General features: G+C 48.8%; 13 protein-coding genes. 10 read left to right on the forward strand and 3 right to left on the reverse strand.

Annotation, left to right across the window (positions count from 1 at the left end; all coding sequences use genetic code 11):
- Positions 1 to 184 precede the first annotated feature (184 nt).
- Positions 185 to 1051, forward strand: a complete 867-nt coding sequence (locus tag O3681_RS10810; RefSeq protein WP_101756114.1) for a cytochrome c5 family protein — start codon at positions 185 to 187, stop codon at positions 1049 to 1051.
- A gap of 216 nt (positions 1052 to 1267) precedes the next feature.
- Positions 1268 to 2605: a phosphoglucosamine mutase gene (glmM, locus tag O3681_RS10815; protein WP_371459935.1), complete on the forward strand. Its 1338-nt coding sequence runs from the start codon at positions 1268 to 1270 to the stop codon at positions 2603 to 2605.
- Positions 2606 to 2682: 77 nt separating this feature from the next.
- Here glmM and lolA read toward each other — a convergent pair whose 3' ends face one another.
- Positions 2683 to 3303 carry an outer membrane lipoprotein chaperone LolA gene (lolA, locus tag O3681_RS10820; protein WP_003682545.1) on the reverse strand — a complete coding sequence of 207 codons (621 nt, stop codon included), beginning with the start codon at positions 3301 to 3303 and terminating at the stop codon, positions 2683 to 2685.
- Between the two features lie 289 nt (positions 3304 to 3592).
- Here lolA and O3681_RS10825 point away from each other — a divergent pair, with 289 nt between their 5' ends.
- From O3681_RS10825 to O3681_RS10840, 4 genes are all read left to right on the forward strand, one after another.
- On the forward strand, positions 3593 to 4423 hold the full coding sequence (locus O3681_RS10825; RefSeq protein ID WP_371459936.1) for a ferritin-like domain-containing protein: 831 nt from the start codon (positions 3593 to 3595) through the stop codon (positions 4421 to 4423).
- Positions 4424 to 4438: 15 nt separating this feature from the next.
- The gene (locus O3681_RS10830; protein WP_308880920.1) at positions 4439 to 5383 is read left to right on the forward strand and encodes a cation diffusion facilitator family transporter; all 945 of its coding nucleotides are present in this window, start codon (positions 4439 to 4441) and stop codon (positions 5381 to 5383) included.
- A 69-nt stretch (positions 5384 to 5452) separates the two neighbouring features.
- The gene (locus O3681_RS10835; RefSeq protein WP_371459937.1) at positions 5453 to 6103 is read left to right on the forward strand and encodes an HAD family hydrolase; all 651 of its coding nucleotides are present in this window, start codon (positions 5453 to 5455) and stop codon (positions 6101 to 6103) included.
- Between the two features lie 98 nt (positions 6104 to 6201).
- Complete coding sequence (locus O3681_RS10840) at positions 6202 to 7395, forward strand: amino acid aminotransferase (protein ID WP_371459938.1); 1194 nt, start codon at positions 6202 to 6204, stop codon at positions 7393 to 7395.
- Between the two features lie 65 nt (positions 7396 to 7460).
- Here the strand turns inward: O3681_RS10840 and O3681_RS10845 are convergent, their stop codons facing one another.
- A complete protein-coding gene (locus O3681_RS10845) occupies positions 7461 to 7874 on the reverse strand; it encodes a YqaA family protein (protein WP_371459939.1) in 414 nt (137 codons plus the stop codon).
- Between the two features lie 275 nt (positions 7875 to 8149).
- Here O3681_RS10845 and O3681_RS10850 point away from each other — a divergent pair, with 275 nt between their 5' ends.
- The 4 genes from O3681_RS10850 (at position 8150) to nth (ending at position 12403) form a co-directional block, all read left to right on the forward strand.
- The gene (locus tag O3681_RS10850; protein WP_371459940.1) at positions 8150 to 9373 is read left to right on the forward strand and encodes a sugar MFS transporter; all 1224 of its coding nucleotides are present in this window, start codon (positions 8150 to 8152) and stop codon (positions 9371 to 9373) included.
- A 92-nt stretch (positions 9374 to 9465) separates the two neighbouring features.
- Complete coding sequence (locus O3681_RS10855) at positions 9466 to 10089, forward strand: alpha/beta fold hydrolase (RefSeq protein ID WP_371459941.1); 624 nt, start codon at positions 9466 to 9468, stop codon at positions 10087 to 10089.
- Positions 10090 to 10269: 180 nt separating this feature from the next.
- Positions 10270 to 11649 (forward strand): Na+/H+ antiporter NhaC, encoded by a 1380-nt coding sequence (nhaC, locus tag O3681_RS10860; RefSeq protein ID WP_049344642.1) that lies wholly within the window; start codon positions 10270 to 10272, stop codon positions 11647 to 11649.
- 124 nt (positions 11650 to 11773) lie between these two features.
- Positions 11774 to 12403, forward strand: a complete 630-nt coding sequence (gene nth, locus O3681_RS10865; RefSeq protein WP_049323145.1) for an endonuclease III — start codon at positions 11774 to 11776, stop codon at positions 12401 to 12403.
- A gap of 57 nt (positions 12404 to 12460) precedes the next feature.
- On the opposite strand, the gene putA is transcribed toward nth, so the two are convergent.
- Positions 12461 to 15553: bifunctional proline dehydrogenase/L-glutamate gamma-semialdehyde dehydrogenase PutA (putA, locus tag O3681_RS10870; protein WP_371459942.1), on the reverse strand; the 3093-nt coding region annotated here is incomplete at its 5' end.

Here is a 15553-nt window from a genome sequence, read left to right on the forward strand (position 1 = left end):
TCAATTAACTACAAAGGCTTAGCAGAATTCAGATGGCCTTTTGAGGATTTTTGCGTATCTTTTTCTCAAGATGGATTGGAAAGCCTTTGCGAATTCAGTATAATCCAGCAAAATATTGTTAACTGCGTTTAACACATAAACTATAACTTACAGCACAACCTAACCTAACGGCGAGGCCTACCAAATGAAACAACTCCGCGACCACAAAGCCCAAGGCTCTGCATTGTTCACCCTTGTGAGCGGTATCGTTATTGTCATTGCAGTGATTTACTTCCTGATCAAACTGGCGGGAAGCGGTTCATTCGGCGATGTTGCCGAAACAACCGAAGCTGCGACTCAAACCCGTATCCAGCCAGTCGGCCAACTCAAAATGGGCGACGGTATTCCTGTCGGCGAACGTCAAGGCGACCAGATTTTCAACAAAATCTGTATCCAATGTCACGCGGCGGACAGTATTGTTCCTAATGCGCCTAAATTTGAAAACAAAGGCGATTGGGCTCCTCGTATCGCCCAAGGCTTTGATACCTTGTTCCAACACGCTTTGAACGGTTTCAACGCAATGCCTGCCAAAGGCGGTGCGGCTGATTTGACCGATCAAGAATTGAAACGCGCCATTACTTACATGGCCAACAAAGCCGGCGGTACTTTCCCTGATCCTGATGCCGCAGCTCCTGCCGATGCAGCCGCTTCCGGTGAAGCCGCTTCAGCTCCGGCGGCTGAAGGTGCAGCTCCTGCAGAAGCCCCTAAAGCAGATGCGGCCAAAGCAGATAACAAAGGTGTGGCAGCTCCAGCAGCCGGCGGTGCAGACGGCAAAAAAGTTTACGAAGCCAACTGCCAAGCATGTCACGGCGGCGCAGTTCCAGGTGTTCCTCATGTAGGTAAAAAAGAAGACTGGGCTCCTCGTATCAAACAAGGTAAAGACACCCTACACAAACACGCACTCGAAGGCTTTAACGCAATGCCTGCCAAAGGTGGTAACGGTAGCCTGAGCGATGATGAAGTGAAAGCTGCAGTTGATTACATGGCTAATCAGTCTGGTGCTAAATTCTAAGATTTGATTTTGAATCTCGAATAGGAAGCGCATTCTGCAAAAGGATGTGCTTTTTTTGTGCAGGAAATCCGGATCTTGCTATAATACTGAAGTAGTAAATTATTCTCATGATCAAGGGTCGTCTGAAAGATTCAGACGGCTTTCGAATACAATCAAGATTCTTTTAAAGAAGTTCAACAATATTCACATACGACAAAACAATCACGGAGTTATCTCATGGCAAAAAAATATTTCGGTACTGACGGTGTGCGTGGCGAAGTCGGTCAGTTTCCTATCAATCCTGATTTTGTCTTGAAATTAGGCTATGCGGCAGGTCAGGTTTTGGTGCAGCACGAAGGTGAAATCAAACCGACCGTCTTGATCGGTAAAGACACGCGTATTTCAGGCTATATGCTGGAAGCTGCGCTGATTGCAGGCTTTACTGCCGCCGGTGTCAACGTTATTCAAACCGGCCCTCTGCCAACCCCGGGCGTAGCGTATTTGACCCGTGCTTTGCGTTTGTCTGCCGGTGTGATGATTTCTGCTTCCCATAACGTTTATTCTGACAACGGCATTAAATTCTTTGCCGAAGGCGGTGTGAAGCTGAGCGATGAAATCGAGTTGGAAATCGAAGCCAAAATCGATGAGGAAATGAAAACCCAGCCGTCCAGCCGTTTGGGTCGTGCGCGCCGGATTAATGGTGCGGATGACCGCTATATCGAGTTCTGTAAATCCACTTTCCCAAGCCATTTGGACTTGCGCGGTCTGAAATTGGTGGTCGATACCGCCAATGGTGCAGGCTATGCAGTTGCGCCTAAAGTATTCCACGAATTGGGTGCGCAAGTGGTGAGTATCGGTGATGAGCCAAACGGCTACAACATCAATGAGAAATGTGGGGCAACCCATCCGAAAGCTTTGCAAGCGGCTGTATTGCAAAATGAAGCCGATTACGGCATTGCCTTGGATGGTGACGGCGACCGTTTGATGATGGTTGACCGCAATGGCAAAGTGTATGACGGCGACAGCCTGATTTATGTGATTGCCAAAGCACGTGCGCACGAAGGCATGGAAATCGGCGGCGTAGTGGGTACAGTGATGACCAATATGGCGATGGAAATTGCTTTGAAAGAGCAGGGTGTTGATTTCTGCCGCGCCAAAGTGGGCGACCGCTATGTGTTGGAACAGCTCCACCAACGCGGTTGGTCGATTGGCGGCGAAGCCAGCGGCCATATTTTGTGCATGGACAAACACAATACCGGTGACGGCATCATTTCTGCGCTGCAAGTTTTGGCCGCACTGCAAACCTTGAATCAAGACCTTGCCACTGTTTGCGCCGATTGGCAGCCGTATCCGCAAACCATGATTAACGTCCGCATCAAAAAAGGTCAAAACTGGCAGGATGCTTCCAAAGAGGCTTTGGCTGAAGTGGAAAAAGAACTCGAAGGTAAAGGCCGCGTGGTCTTGCGCGCATCCGGTACTGAGCCTGTCGTGCGCGTGATGGTGGAAGCCAAGCAGGCAGACTGGGCGAAAAAAGGCGCAGAAAAAATTGCCGCTGCCATTCAAGGTCAAAAGTAACAGTATGTTTGATGTTGAATTGAACTAAATAAAAGGCCGTCTGTTGTTCAGACGGCCTTTGTGTTTCAGTTGAAAGCTTAGTTGCTCAAGACATCAACGCCTTTAGGAGGAGTGAATTTGAACATACCGCTGGATAGGTTAGGCTTGGTGTTCAAACCGCTGAAGCTGATGCTGGTTTGGTTGCCGAAGCTGTCTTTCAACTGCATTGCGGCGAGGTTGTCGCCTTTGAAGCCGATGCGGATGTATTGATAGCCGGCATTGTTTTTCTTAGGCGTAGCCAAAACGTAGTCGATACCGTTGGCAGAACCGTCTTCTTTCAGCGTGTAGCTGCTGTCCAATGCCGTTTTGTTGGAGAGGATGGCGGCAGGGCTGTCGCCGATGGTTTGGTCTTGTGAGGACTTGGTTACTTGCGCCAAATCTACGTCATAGAGCCAAATGGTTTTGCCGTCGCCAACAATGGTTTGTTTGTAGGGTTTGGTGTATTCCCATTTGAACAAGCCCGGGCGCAGGATTTTGAATGTACCGTGTGTGGTTTGGGTTTTCTTTTTGCTGTGAACGGTTTGGCTGAAGTTGCCGCTGATACCGTCAGCGTCATTATTGAATTTTTTCAGGGCATCCACTGCGCCGGCTTGTGCAAAGCCGATGGCTGAAGAAAGCAGCGCGGCAGCGGTCAGGGTGAACAGTCGGGTAGTTTTCATGTTTTGGTTCCTTGTTCGGAGAGATGGGTTCAGTATAGACGTTATGGTGTAACAGGCAAGGGGCTGAATGGAGGGTTTAATTTGTGTAAATATGAAAAATCCAATCAAGTGACTGAAATAATTTCATTTCTTCAGACGGCCTGCATTTGGTTTTGACGTTTTTTTAATGAAGCACACAATGGTTTGGTGTGGTATTTAATGTCATTTTACGGAAAGCTTGAAATTATAGTCTTTCTGTTTGCTTTTTAAAACGGTTATAATATTTATCTTTTTAAAACAATGGTTTTGTATGTATCTGAATCCTTATCCTTTATTGGAACAGGCTTTGCTGTCGGACAATCCGGATGAAAAGGGAAGATTGACGCAGGCCTTGTTTGCGCAGTTGGGTGAGGCGGAAGGTTTGACGGTTGAAGAGTCAAAACCTGTGGATTGCCGTTTTGCCGGTCATCCGCTCCGTCCGCGTTTGGTTGCCCCTTCGGAAGTCACGCCGCGCAAGATGAATACGGTCGAAGGCTATGCGGCGATGTTGCACGCGATTGCGCACATTGAATTTAATGCGATTAATCTGGCTTTGGATGCGGCGTATCGTTTTCGCAATATGCCGTTTCAGTTTGTGCGTGATTGGGTAAGGGTGGCGAAAAAAGAAGTGTTTCACTTCGGCTTGATGCGTGGCCGTCTGAACAGCTTGGGCTACGATTACGGCGATTTTGAAGCGCACGGGCATTTGTGGGATATGGCGTATAAAACTGCTTACGATCCCTTGTTGCGCATGGCTTTGGTGCCGCGGGTGTTGGAAGCGCGCGGTTTGGATGTCACGCCGGGTATTCGTGCAAAAGTGGCGCAACGTGGCGATGTGGAAACCTGCGATGTGTTGGATATTATTTATCGCGATGAAGTGGGGCATGTCGCCATTGGCAATCATTGGTATCAGCATCTTTGCCGTGAGCGCGGTTTGAAACCGGTTGCCTTGTTCCGCAGCCTGATTGCGCGTTACGATATGTTTATTTTCCGCGGCTACGTCAATATCGAAGCACGGGAACGTGCTGGATTCAGCCGTTTCGAGCTGGATATGTTGGAAGATTTTGAGAAAAGTTTGAAACAGGATAAAAAGGCCGTCTGAAACGGTAAAATCATCATGGCACATCATCACGATCATTCGCACGCGCATACTCATACCGCCAATAAGCAGGTATTGCGCATTTCATTTTTCGTCATTGCTGGATTTATGCTGGTTGAAGCGGTCGGCGGCTGGCTGACCAACTCTTTGGCCCTGCTTTCCGATGCGGGGCATATGTTCAGCGATGCGTTTTCTCTGGGCGTGGCATTGTGGGCATTCAAACTGGGTGAGAAACAGACCACGCTGCAAAAGACATTCGGTTACAAGCGTTTTGAAATTTTGACGGCGATGTTTAACGGATTGTCGCTGGTGTTGATTGCGGCGATGATTTTTTATGAAGCGGTCAAACGATTGTTTTATCCGCCGGAAATTTTGACGGGCGGCATGTTGGTGGTCAGTATCATCGGATTGCTGGTTAACATCGGCGTCGCCGTTTATATGTTGAAGAATGGCGATACCGAAGAAAACGTCAATATGCGCGGCGCGTATCTGCACGTAATCAGCGATTTATTCGGCTCGATAGGGGCGATTGTCGCAGCAGTGCTGATAATGGCGTATGGCTGGCAATGGGCGGATACGGTTGCCAGCGTATTGGTGGCGGCTTTGGTAGGGCGCAGCGGCTGGAAGCTGTTTAAACAGGCTTTGCACATTTTGATGGAAGGTGCGCCGGAAAACATCCATACCGATGAGTTACTCAGCGTTATCCGCAATACGGAGGGCGTAAAATCCGTTCACGACTTGCATGTTTGGACGATTACCAGCAATATCCACGTTTTGTCCTGCCATATTGTTGTAGATGGCAGCATGACGGTTGCAGAGTCCGAACAAATCGCCTACCGTATCGAACATGAATTGGCACATCACAACATTGGGCATTGTACGATTCAGATTGAAAGCGAACAGCATCCGCATAAAGATGAAGTTTTGTGTTCGCAGGAAATGCACGAACACCATCACCATTAACCATATTCAGGCCGTCTGAAACTTATTGGATTGTTCAGACGGCCTTCTAAAATCATCAAAGGAACACTTATGACCCAAGCCGTATTATTTGACCTTGACGGCACGCTTGCCGATACCGCACTTGATTTGGGTGGCGCGCTCAACACGGTATTGCGCCGACACGGTTTACCAGAAAAAAGCATGGATGAAATCCGTCCGCAGGCCAGCCACGGTGCGAGCGGTTTGCTCAAGCTTGGTGCAGGCATTACGCCCGATCATCCGGACTATATGCAATGGCGCAAAGAGTTTTTGGATGAATATAGCCGCTGTTATGCCGATCAAACCATCTTGTTCGACGGCGTAAACGAAATGCTGGAAGTTTTAGTTCAACGCGGTATCCAATGGGGTATTATCACCAACAAGCCCATGCGCTTTACTGATGTCCTCGTGCCTAAGCTCGGGTTTGCCGTGCCTCCTGCCGTTATTGTCAGCGGCGATACTTGCGATGAACCCAAGCCCAGCGTGAAGCCTATGTTTTATGCGTGCGAACAGATGGGTGTCGAAGCGCAGCGATGCTTTTATGTCGGCGATGCCGAGCGCGATATGCAGGCAGGCAAAAATGCAGGCATGACGACCGTGCTTGCCGATTGGGGCTATATTTCTGCCGAAGACCAAACCGAAAACTGGCTTGCCGATTTCCGTATTGCCACACCTTTGGATTTGTTGGCAATCTTGCGTTAAAACCCTGTAATAATCCGTTTTCAGACGGCCTGAAACGGCGTAAAATTACATAAATTTGTATTTTTTCAACCGTTTTACTACTTGTAAAGAGAAAAATCATGTTCTTCAAGCATATCGAAGCTGCTCCTGCTGATCCGATTTTAGGTTTGGGCGAGGCGTTTAAAGCCGAAACCCGTCCGGAGAAAGTCAATCTCGGTATCGGCGTGTACAAAGACGCATCCGGCGCGACGCCTATTGTCAAAGCCGTTAAAGAGGCTGAAAAACGCCTGTTGGAAAGCGAAACAACCAAAAACTACCTGACCATCGACGGCGTTGCCGACTACAATGAACAAACCCAAATTCTGCTGTTTGGCAAAGACCACGAAATCATTGCCAGCCGTCGCGCCAAAACAGCGCAAAGCCTTGGCGGTACAGGTGCATTGCGCATTGCGGCCGAGTTTGCTAAACGTCAGTTGAACGCGCAAACCATCTGGATTTCCAATCCGACTTGGCCAAACCACAACGCCATCGCCAAAGCGGTCGGTATCCAAGATAAACCTTATCGCTACTATGATGCCGCCAAACACGGTTTGGATTGGGACGGCATGATTGAAGACTTGAGCCAAGCGCAAAAAGGCGACATCGTCCTGCTGCACGGCTGCTGCCACAACCCTACCGGCATCGACCCTACGCCCGAACAATGGGAAACTTTGGCAAAACTTTCTGCTGAAAAAGGCTGGTTGCCATTGTTTGACTTTGCTTATCAAGGTTTTGGCAATGGTTTGGAAGAAGATGCCTACGGCTTGCGCGTGTTCTTGAAACACAATACAGAATTGCTGATTGCCAGTTCTTATTCTAAAAACTTCGGTATGTACAACGAGCGCGTTGGCGCGTTCACTTTGGTGGCCGAAGATGAAGAAACTGCAGCCCGCGCCCACAGCCAAGTCAAAACCATCATCCGTACCTTGTATTCCAACCCGGCTTCACACGGCGCGAACACCATTGCGCTGGTGTTGAAAAATGATGATTTGAAAGCACAATGGATTGCCGAACTCGATGAAATGCGCGGTCGCATCAAAGCCATGCGCCAAAAATTTGTCGAGTTGCTCAAGGACAAAGGTGCAACCCAAGACTTTGATTTCATTATCGAACAAAACGGTATGTTCTCTTTCAGCGGCTTGACTCCCGAACAAGTTGACCGTTTGAAAAACGAGTTTGCCATTTATGCCGTCCGTTCCGGCCGCATTAATGTTGCAGGCATTACCGATGACAATATCGACTACCTGTGCGAAAGTATTGTGAAAGTCTTGTAATTGTCGAATTAAAGGCAAAGGCCGTCTGAATCATTCAGACGGCCTTTATTTTTGACTGTGGAAACTTATCCGGCAACTATGTTCATTCCCCAATAAATCATGGCATAGCGCAGCAGTTTGCCTGCAATCAGAATGATGGCGCAATGCAAAGCATTAAGCCTGAGCCAGCCTGTGGCAAGGGGGAGGGCATCGCCGATAATCGGCAACCATGCAAATAATAGCGGCCAAATTCCCCATCTTTGTATACGCGCCAATACTTTTTCAGACGGCCTTTTCTTGGCCGGAAACATTCTGCCCATGTAATACGAAACCATACTGCCCAAGCCATTCGCCAAACCGGCACACAAACATGCGCCGAGGGCATGTTGCGGATATTGGTACACAAATGCGGCGTATGCCGCCTCGGATGTACCTGGAAGTAGTGTGGCAGAAGTAAAGGCAGAGGTAATCAGGCCAAGGTAAGCGTAAAGAAGAGGCATATTTTGAGTTATATCAATGAGTATTGTAAAAAAGAAATAACAGGCTTAATAAGAGGATTATGCCTTTATTTTTTTAATCTAATAAAAGATAAATCCAATATTATTGAAATTTTTAAAATTAAACGTCTGAAGGATAATGTAGTCGGCTGTTAGAAGATAGTTTTCAAAGTGACGGATTATCAGTATGATACGGGCGGCTGTTAATGGGTGTTAAGTTTAATGAACTGATTTAAGCTCATTTTTCCAGCAAATCTTAACAAAACGAAAGGCAAATCATGTCTTCGCATTCACAACAAAATCATACTCCTGCGCTGGTTGTCCTAACCACGCTCTTTTTCATGATGGGTTTCATTACCTGCATGAACGATATTTTGATTCCGCATTTGAAAGATATTTTCGACCTAACTTATGTTCAGGCGATGCTGATTCAATTCTGTTTCTTTACCGCTTATGCGATTATGTCGATCCCGATGGGTTATTTGGTCGGCAAAATCGGCTATAAAAACGGCGTGATTAGCGGCTTCGTATTGACTGCCATCGGCTGTCTACTCTTTTATCCTGCTGCTGGCAGTCATTCTTATGCAACTTTTTTGGGTGCATTGTTTATTTTGGCTTCAGGTGTAACACTGTTGCAAGTAGCGGGTAACCCTTATGTGACTTTGCTGTCCAAACCGGGTAAAGAATCTGCAACACTGACTTTGGTTCAGGCATTTAACTCTTTGGGTACGACCATTGCTCCCCAAATCGGCGCATTCCTGATTTTGGCTGATGCGACACAAACTGTCAGCAAAGCCGAGCAAATTTCTTCTGTTCAAATTCCATATTTAGGTTTGGCCGGTCTGCTGATTATTTTGGCTGTATTCGTCAAAATGATTCGTCTGCCTAACGCAAACAAAATTGCTGAAGAAGAGAGCGAACACAACCATGATGGCAAACACAGCGTATGGCAATACCGTCATTTGGTTTTTGGTGCGGCCGGTATTTTCTGTTATGTCGGTGCGGAAGTATCCATCGGTTCTTTATTGGTCAGCGTGTTGGGCTATCTGAAAGGTTTGGATCACGCATCTGCCGCGAAATATTTGTCGTTCTACTGGGGCGGTGCAATGGTCGGTCGCTTCTTAGGCTCTGCTATCATGGCAAAAATTGCGCCTAACCGCTATTTGGCATTTAACGCTACTGCTGCTGTTGCCTTGTTGGGCGTTGCTATGTTGGCAGGTAAAGCCAGTGCAGATGTTGCAATGTGGGCATTGTTGGCCATCGGCTTCTTCAATTCGATCATGTTCCCAACCATTTTCTCTTTGGCAACCAAAGGTCTGGGTCGATTTACCAGCAGCGCTTCCGGCGTATTGTGTACTGCGATTGTCGGCGGTGCGGTTGTGCCTGTGGTACAAGGTTGGGCAGCGGATACTTACGGTTTGATGATTTCTTTCGTTGTATCAGCGATTTGTTATGTCTATATCGTCTTCTTTGCTATAAAAGGCTACAAAGCTGATGAATAATCTATCCTGATAACAGGCCGTCTGAAACCTTATGGGATTTCAGACGGCCTTTTTACTTTGTGGCATAATGATTTAAATGACAGGAGGAAAAAATGGCCAAAATCATTTTGCTGCATGGCTTGCACATGCATTCGTGGGTCATGAGACCGCTGGCGTATTTGCTGGAACAAGAAGGTTTTGAAGTTGTGCTGTTCGATTATTGCAGTGTGTTGCACTCAATGAATCGGCATGTTGAGGACTTGGCGCGATGGATTGATGAGAACCATGCTGATGAAACGCTGCACTTTGTCGGCCATAGTTTGGGCGGGTTGGTCTTACGCAATTTTGCAGCGGCATATCCGGATAAAGTCAGCGGCCGTATCGTTACCATGGGTACGCCGCATCAAGGCAGCCGTGCCGCGCAACGTGTGCTCAATTTGGGTTTGCAAAAGCCGGTATTGGGCGGCTCTTACAAAGGGGCATTGGACGGCAGTATGCCTGAGTTGCCAGCGGGTGTTGAGCTGGGCAGTATCGCCGGTAACAAACCGTATGGTCTGGGCCGTGTTTTAGGTTTGCATGGCGAACATGATGGTACGGTTTTGGTCAGCGAAACGCATTGTCCGAATATGCGCGATCATGTCGTTTTACCTGTCAGCCATAGCGGTATGCTGTTCAACCGTAAAACGGTCGAACAAGTAGTGGCATTTTTACATGATGGACGTTTTAAAAAGCAATAAAATTCCATTTATTTTAATTAAAAAATATTTTATTTTAAATAATTCGTTTATTTTAAAGAAAATGGCAAGGATTTGTGAGCGTTGTTTTCGTAAAATAATCAACAGGCCGTCTGAAACCGGTTTTTCAGACGGCCTGTTATGCTAAAATCTGTTAAATACTTATTAAAAAGGCAAAGAACAATGTTTGCTTTCAAATCCTTACTTAATATGCCGCGCTTTGAGGCCATCGCTGTGGCCTTGGCTTTGGTGGCGGCAATGGGTTATACGATTATTTCGCTTGAATGGCTGCCGCATATGTCGATTGTGACGGCAATCGTGGTCTTGCTTTTGTACGGTTTGATGCGTGGCTTGAAATATCAAGACATGCAAAACGGTATGATCGGCGCGGTCGGGCAGGGCATGGGCGCGATTTATCTGTTTTTCTTTATCGGCCTGATGGTCAGCGCGCTGATGATGAGTGGTGCGATTCCGACGCTGATGTATTACGGTTTCGGATTGATTTCGCCGACTTATTTTTATTTCTCGGCGTTTGCGCTTTGCTCGATCATCGGTATTTCCATCGGCAGTAGTTTGACGACTTGTGCGACTGTCGGCGTGGCATTTATGGGTATGGCTGCTGCGTTTCATGCCGATATGGCGATGACGGCAGGTGCGATTGTGTCGGGTGCGTTCTTTGGCGATAAAATGTCGCCACTTTCCGATACGACCGGTATTTCCGCTTCGATTGTCGGCATTGATTTGTTCGAACACATCAAAAATATGATGTACACCACTGTGCCTGCGTGGTTGATCAGTGCGGCATTGATGTTGTGGCTCTTGCCCAATGTTGCCGCGCATGACATGAATAGCGTCGAGGCTTTCCGCGCGCAATTGGAAGCAACCGGTTTGGTGCATGCCTACTCGCTGATTCCGTTTGCTTTATTGGTTGTCCTCGCCCTGATGCGCGTCAATGCCATTGTGGCCATGTTGTTTACCGTTGTGGTGGCGCTGATTGTGACTTACTTCCACAGTACGCCTGATTTGAAACAGCTGGGCGCGTGGTTTTACAGCGGATACAAACTTGAAGGCGAAGCATTCAAAGACATTGCCCGCTTGATTTCGCGCGGTGGCTTAGAAAGCATGTTCTTTACGCAAACCATCGTGATACTCGGCATGAGCTTGGGCGGCCTGTTGTTCAGCATTGGTGTGATTCCGTCTTTGCTGGAGGCCATTCGTGCGTTCCTGACCAATGCCGGACGCGCTACTTTCAGCGTGGCCATGACATCGGTCGGCGTCAACTTCCTGATTGGCGAACAATATTTAAGTATCCTGCTTTCCGGCGAAACCTTTAAGCCGGTATATGACAAACTCGGCCTGCATTCGCGCAACCTTGCCCGTACGCTGGAAGATGCGGGTACGGTCATCAACCCGTTGGTGCCTTGGAGCGTCTGCGGCGTATTCATCAGCCATGCCTTGGGTGTGCCTGTTTGGGAATATCTGCCTTATGCCTTCTTCTGCTACTTGAGTTTGGCTCTGACGCTGGTGTTTGGCTGGACAGGGTTGACTTTGAGTAAAAAATAAACAGTAGGCTGTTTGATAATCAGGCCGTCTGAAAACAATTTCAGACGGCCTTGTTTTACTTGAAGTAGCCGTATCAACATGATTTCACTATAATTGCTGCGCCAATAAAAAAATAATCCAAACAATGAACAAACAAATCCGCCAAGAAATTTTCGAGCGTTTCCGCGCTGCCAATCCTCATCCGACTACCGAGTTGAATTTCAGCTCGCCGTTTGAGCTGCTTATCGCCGTTTTATTGTCTGCGCAAGCAACTGATGTCGGCGTGAACAAAGCGACTGCCAAACTTTTTCCCGTTGCCAATACGCCGCAAGCTATGTTGGATTTGGGGTTGGACGGCGTGATGGAATACACCAAAACCATAGGCCTCTACAAAACCAAATCCAAACACATCATGCAGACATGCCGTATTTTGCTGGAGAAATACAACGGCGAAGTACCTGCTGACCGAGAGGCTTTGGAATCTTTGCCCGGTGTTGGCCGTAAAACAGCCAATGTGGTGTTGAATACTGCATTCGGGCAACCTGTTATGGCGGTCGATACCCATATTTTCCGTGTGGCCAACCGCACTAAAATCGCGCCGGGCAAGGATGTGCGTGAAGTTGAAGACAAGCTGATGCGCTTTATTCCCAAAGAATTTTTGATGGATGCCCATCATTGGTTGATTTTGCACGGCCGCTATACGTGCAAGGCTTTGAAACCGCAATGCAGCAAATGTTTGATTAATGATTTGTGCGAATATCCGGCAAAAATGTAAATAAAAATAGATAAAAAAGGCCGTCTGAATTTCAGACGGCCTTTGATTTGGCTACGATTAGTCGGCAACTGCCATCAGGCTGGCATTACCACCGGCAGCGGTAGTATTGATACTGCAAGAGATTTCTTCAAATACTTGCAGGATATCCAGACCTTGTTCAGAAGGCAGGATGCGGATGAGCGCACCGTCGCGGCCGGCCAACTCTTGTTTGCGCTCGCTGCTCAAAGGCTCGATAGCGGCAACATGGCTGATGCCTGCGTTTTCGGGTTTGCTGTTGACTTGCAACAAACCGTCCAAATCGGCTGAGTAGGAAGCCAGTGGGCTGTTTGGCTCAACAACAGTTTGGATGCCTGCGGCTGCCAGCTCGGTCAGGGCAGAGAAGGCTTGCAGCAGATTGCCGCCATGTACCCAAACACGTTCTGGAGAGCGCCAGCTCAATGAGTTGCGTTCGCCGGTCGGGCCGACCAATACGGTTTCGGCTTTGCGCAGGGTACGGACGCGTGCGTGACCCAAAGCTGCGGCTGCGGCTTTTTTCTCTTCTGCGTTAAACGGCAGTTTGTGAACCAGGGTTTCCAAACGTTTGAGCGCGTCTTCGTCTGCTTGGCCGATTCGGCTGAGGGTTGGGGCAACCCATTCAGGAGTACGAACCAGGCGTTGCAGATAGAATGAACCGCCTGCTTTTGGACCGGTACCGGACAAGCCGTGACCGCCGAAAGGTTGTACGCCGACAACAGCACCAACGATGTTGCGGTTAACGTAGATGTTACCAGCTTCGATGCGGTCGCGGATATGGTCAACAGTGCCTTCGATACGGCTGTGTACGCCGCTGGTCAGAGCATAGCCTTTGGCGTTGATTTGGTCAATGAGTTGATCCAATTCGCTGGCGCGGTAGCGGACAACGTGCAGTACAGGACCGAACACTTCGCGTTGCAACTCGTTCAGGTTATTCAATTCAAACAGGATTGGACGAACGAAGGTAGAGTTGTTGTCATCAACGTCGGCGGCAGTTTTGATTTCGTGGTAAGCCTTTGCTACGCCTTTCATTTTGTTGATGTGGGCCAACAGGTTTTGTTGGGCTTCAGCATCGATGACAGGGCCAATGTCTGTGGTCAGTTGGGTCGGTTTGCCGACAACCAATTCGTCCATTGCACCTTTGATGATGTTGACCATTTTATCGGCAACATCTTCTTGAACACACAAGATACGCAGGGCGGAACAACGTTGGCCCGCGCTGTCGAAGGCAGAATTCAATACGTCGAGGCAGACTTGTTCCGGCAGGGCGGTAGAGTCCACGATCATCGCGTTTTGACCGCCGGTCTCGGCAATCAGGACAGGGCTGTCGTCGCGTTTGGACAGGGCTTTGTTGATCAGGCGCGCTACTTCGGTAGAACCGGTAAAGATCACGCCGCCGATGCGGGCATCGCCGGTCAGGGCAGAGCCGACATCGCCTGCGCCGAGTACGAGTTGCAGTGCAGAAGTCGGAATACCGGCTTGATGCATCAGGGAAACGGCGTAAGTAGCAATCAGGCTGGTTTGTTCAGCAGGTTTGGCGATAACAGTGTTACCGGCTGCCAATGCAGAAACCACTTCGCCGGTAAAGATGGCCAATGGGAAGTTCCATGGGCTGATGGCAACGATTGCGCCGACAGCTTTGGCATCTTTAGGCAGGGTGTTTTCAGCTTCGTTGGCATAGTAGCGGCAGAAGTCAACGGCTTCGCGTACTTCGGCAACGGCGTTGTTCAAGGTTTTACCGGCTTCACGGACGGCCAGCATCATCAATGCAGGCGTATGTTGTTCCAACAGGTCGGCAAAACGGCGCAGGCAGTCGGCGCGTTCTGAAGCAGGTTTGGCGCTCCACTCAGGCAGGGCGGCAACGGCTGCACCAATAGCTTCTTGAGCCAATGCGGCATCGGCAAAGCTGACAGTGCCGACAACATCGTTGTGGTCTGCAGGGTTGCGGACGGGTTGCGCTTCGCCCACGTTACGCGCTTCGCCATTGACGATAGATGCGGCGTGGAAGTCTTCGGAAGAAGCTTGGTTGAGTTTTTCTTGCAGATTTTGCAATACGTTTTCGTTGCTGAAATCGACGCCTTGGGAGTTCAGACGGCCTTTGCCATACAAATCGCGCGGCAGAGGCAATGCCGGATGCAGGTGGATGCCTTGTTCGGCGATGGTGTCGAACGGACTCTTAATCAGGCGGTCGATACTGATGTTTTCGTCAACGATTTGGTTCACGAAAGAAGAGTTTGCACCGTTTTCCAACAGACGGCGTACCAAGTAGGCAAGCAGGGTTTCGTGTGTGCCGACCGGGGCATACACGCGTACGCGACGGCCTAAGTTTTGCGGGCCGACCACTTGGTCGTACAGGGTTTCGCCCATGCCGTGCAGACATTGGTGTTCAAAGTCTTTGCCTTTACCCATTTGGTAGATTGCGCCCAAAGTGTAGGCGTTGTGGGTGGCAAATTGTGGGAACACGGCATCTTGCGCATCCAAGAGTTTGCGTGCGCAGGCGAGATAGGAGATGTCGGTATGGACTTTACGGGTGTAAGTCGGATAGCCTTCCATGCCGTCTACTTGAGCCCATTTCACTTCGCTGTCCCAGTATGCACCTTTAACCAAACGGATCATCAGTTTTTGGTTGTTGCGGCGTGCCAGGTCGATCAGATAGTCGATAACGAACGGGCAACGTTTTTGGTAGGCTTGAACAACGAAACCGATACCTTTGTAGCCGGCCAAGTCAGGATCGGAAACCAAAGCTTCCATCAAGTCCAAAGACAATTCGAGACGGTTGGCTTCTTCGGCATCGATGTTGATACCGATATCGTATTTTTTACCCAAAAGGAACAATTCTTTCAGGCGTGGCAACAATTCGCTCATCACGCGTTCGTGTTGGGCGCGTGAATAGCGTGGGTGGATGGCGGAAAGTTTAACGGAGATACCGTTGCCTTCGTAAACGCCTTGGCCTGCGGCATCTTTACCGATGGCGTGAATGGCTTGAACGTAGTCGTTGTAGTAGCGGTTGGCATCTTCTTCGGTGTATGCGGCTTCACCCAACATATCAAAAGAGAAGCGGTAACCCATTTTCTCGCGCTCTTTACCGTTTTGCAGCGCTTCTTCAATGGTTTGGCCGGTGACGAACTGTTTGCCCAG

The sequence above is a fragment of the Neisseria sp. 27098_8_158 genome (genome assembly GCF_041433145.1).
In the GTDB taxonomy this organism is placed as follows: domain Bacteria; phylum Pseudomonadota; class Gammaproteobacteria; order Burkholderiales; family Neisseriaceae; genus Neisseria; species Neisseria subflava_E.

Bases quoted from the DNA above. Each gene is read 5' to 3' on its own strand.
- O3681_RS10810 (WP_101756114.1), top strand. From the start codon at position 185: ATGAAACAACTCCGCGACCACAAAGCCCAAGGCTCTGCATTGTTCACC.
- glmM (WP_371459935.1), top strand. From the start codon at position 1,268: ATGGCAAAAAAATATTTCGGTACTGACGGTGTGCGTGGCGAAGTCGGT.
- lolA (WP_003682545.1), bottom strand. From the start codon at position 3,303: ATGAAAACTACCCGACTGTTCACCCTGACCGCTGCCGCGCTGCTTTCT.
- O3681_RS10825 (WP_371459936.1), top strand. From the start codon at position 3,593: ATGTATCTGAATCCTTATCCTTTATTGGAACAGGCTTTGCTGTCGGAC.
- O3681_RS10830 (WP_308880920.1), top strand. From the start codon at position 4,439: ATGGCACATCATCACGATCATTCGCACGCGCATACTCATACCGCCAAT.
- O3681_RS10835 (WP_371459937.1), top strand. From the start codon at position 5,453: ATGACCCAAGCCGTATTATTTGACCTTGACGGCACGCTTGCCGATACC.
- O3681_RS10840 (WP_371459938.1), top strand. From the start codon at position 6,202: ATGTTCTTCAAGCATATCGAAGCTGCTCCTGCTGATCCGATTTTAGGT.
- O3681_RS10845 (WP_371459939.1), bottom strand. From the start codon at position 7,874: ATGCCTCTTCTTTACGCTTACCTTGGCCTGATTACCTCTGCCTTTACT.
- O3681_RS10850 (WP_371459940.1), top strand. From the start codon at position 8,150: ATGTCTTCGCATTCACAACAAAATCATACTCCTGCGCTGGTTGTCCTA.
- O3681_RS10855 (WP_371459941.1), top strand. From the start codon at position 9,466: ATGGCCAAAATCATTTTGCTGCATGGCTTGCACATGCATTCGTGGGTC.
- nhaC (WP_049344642.1), top strand. From the start codon at position 10,270: ATGTTTGCTTTCAAATCCTTACTTAATATGCCGCGCTTTGAGGCCATC.
- nth (WP_049323145.1), top strand. From the start codon at position 11,774: ATGAACAAACAAATCCGCCAAGAAATTTTCGAGCGTTTCCGCGCTGCC.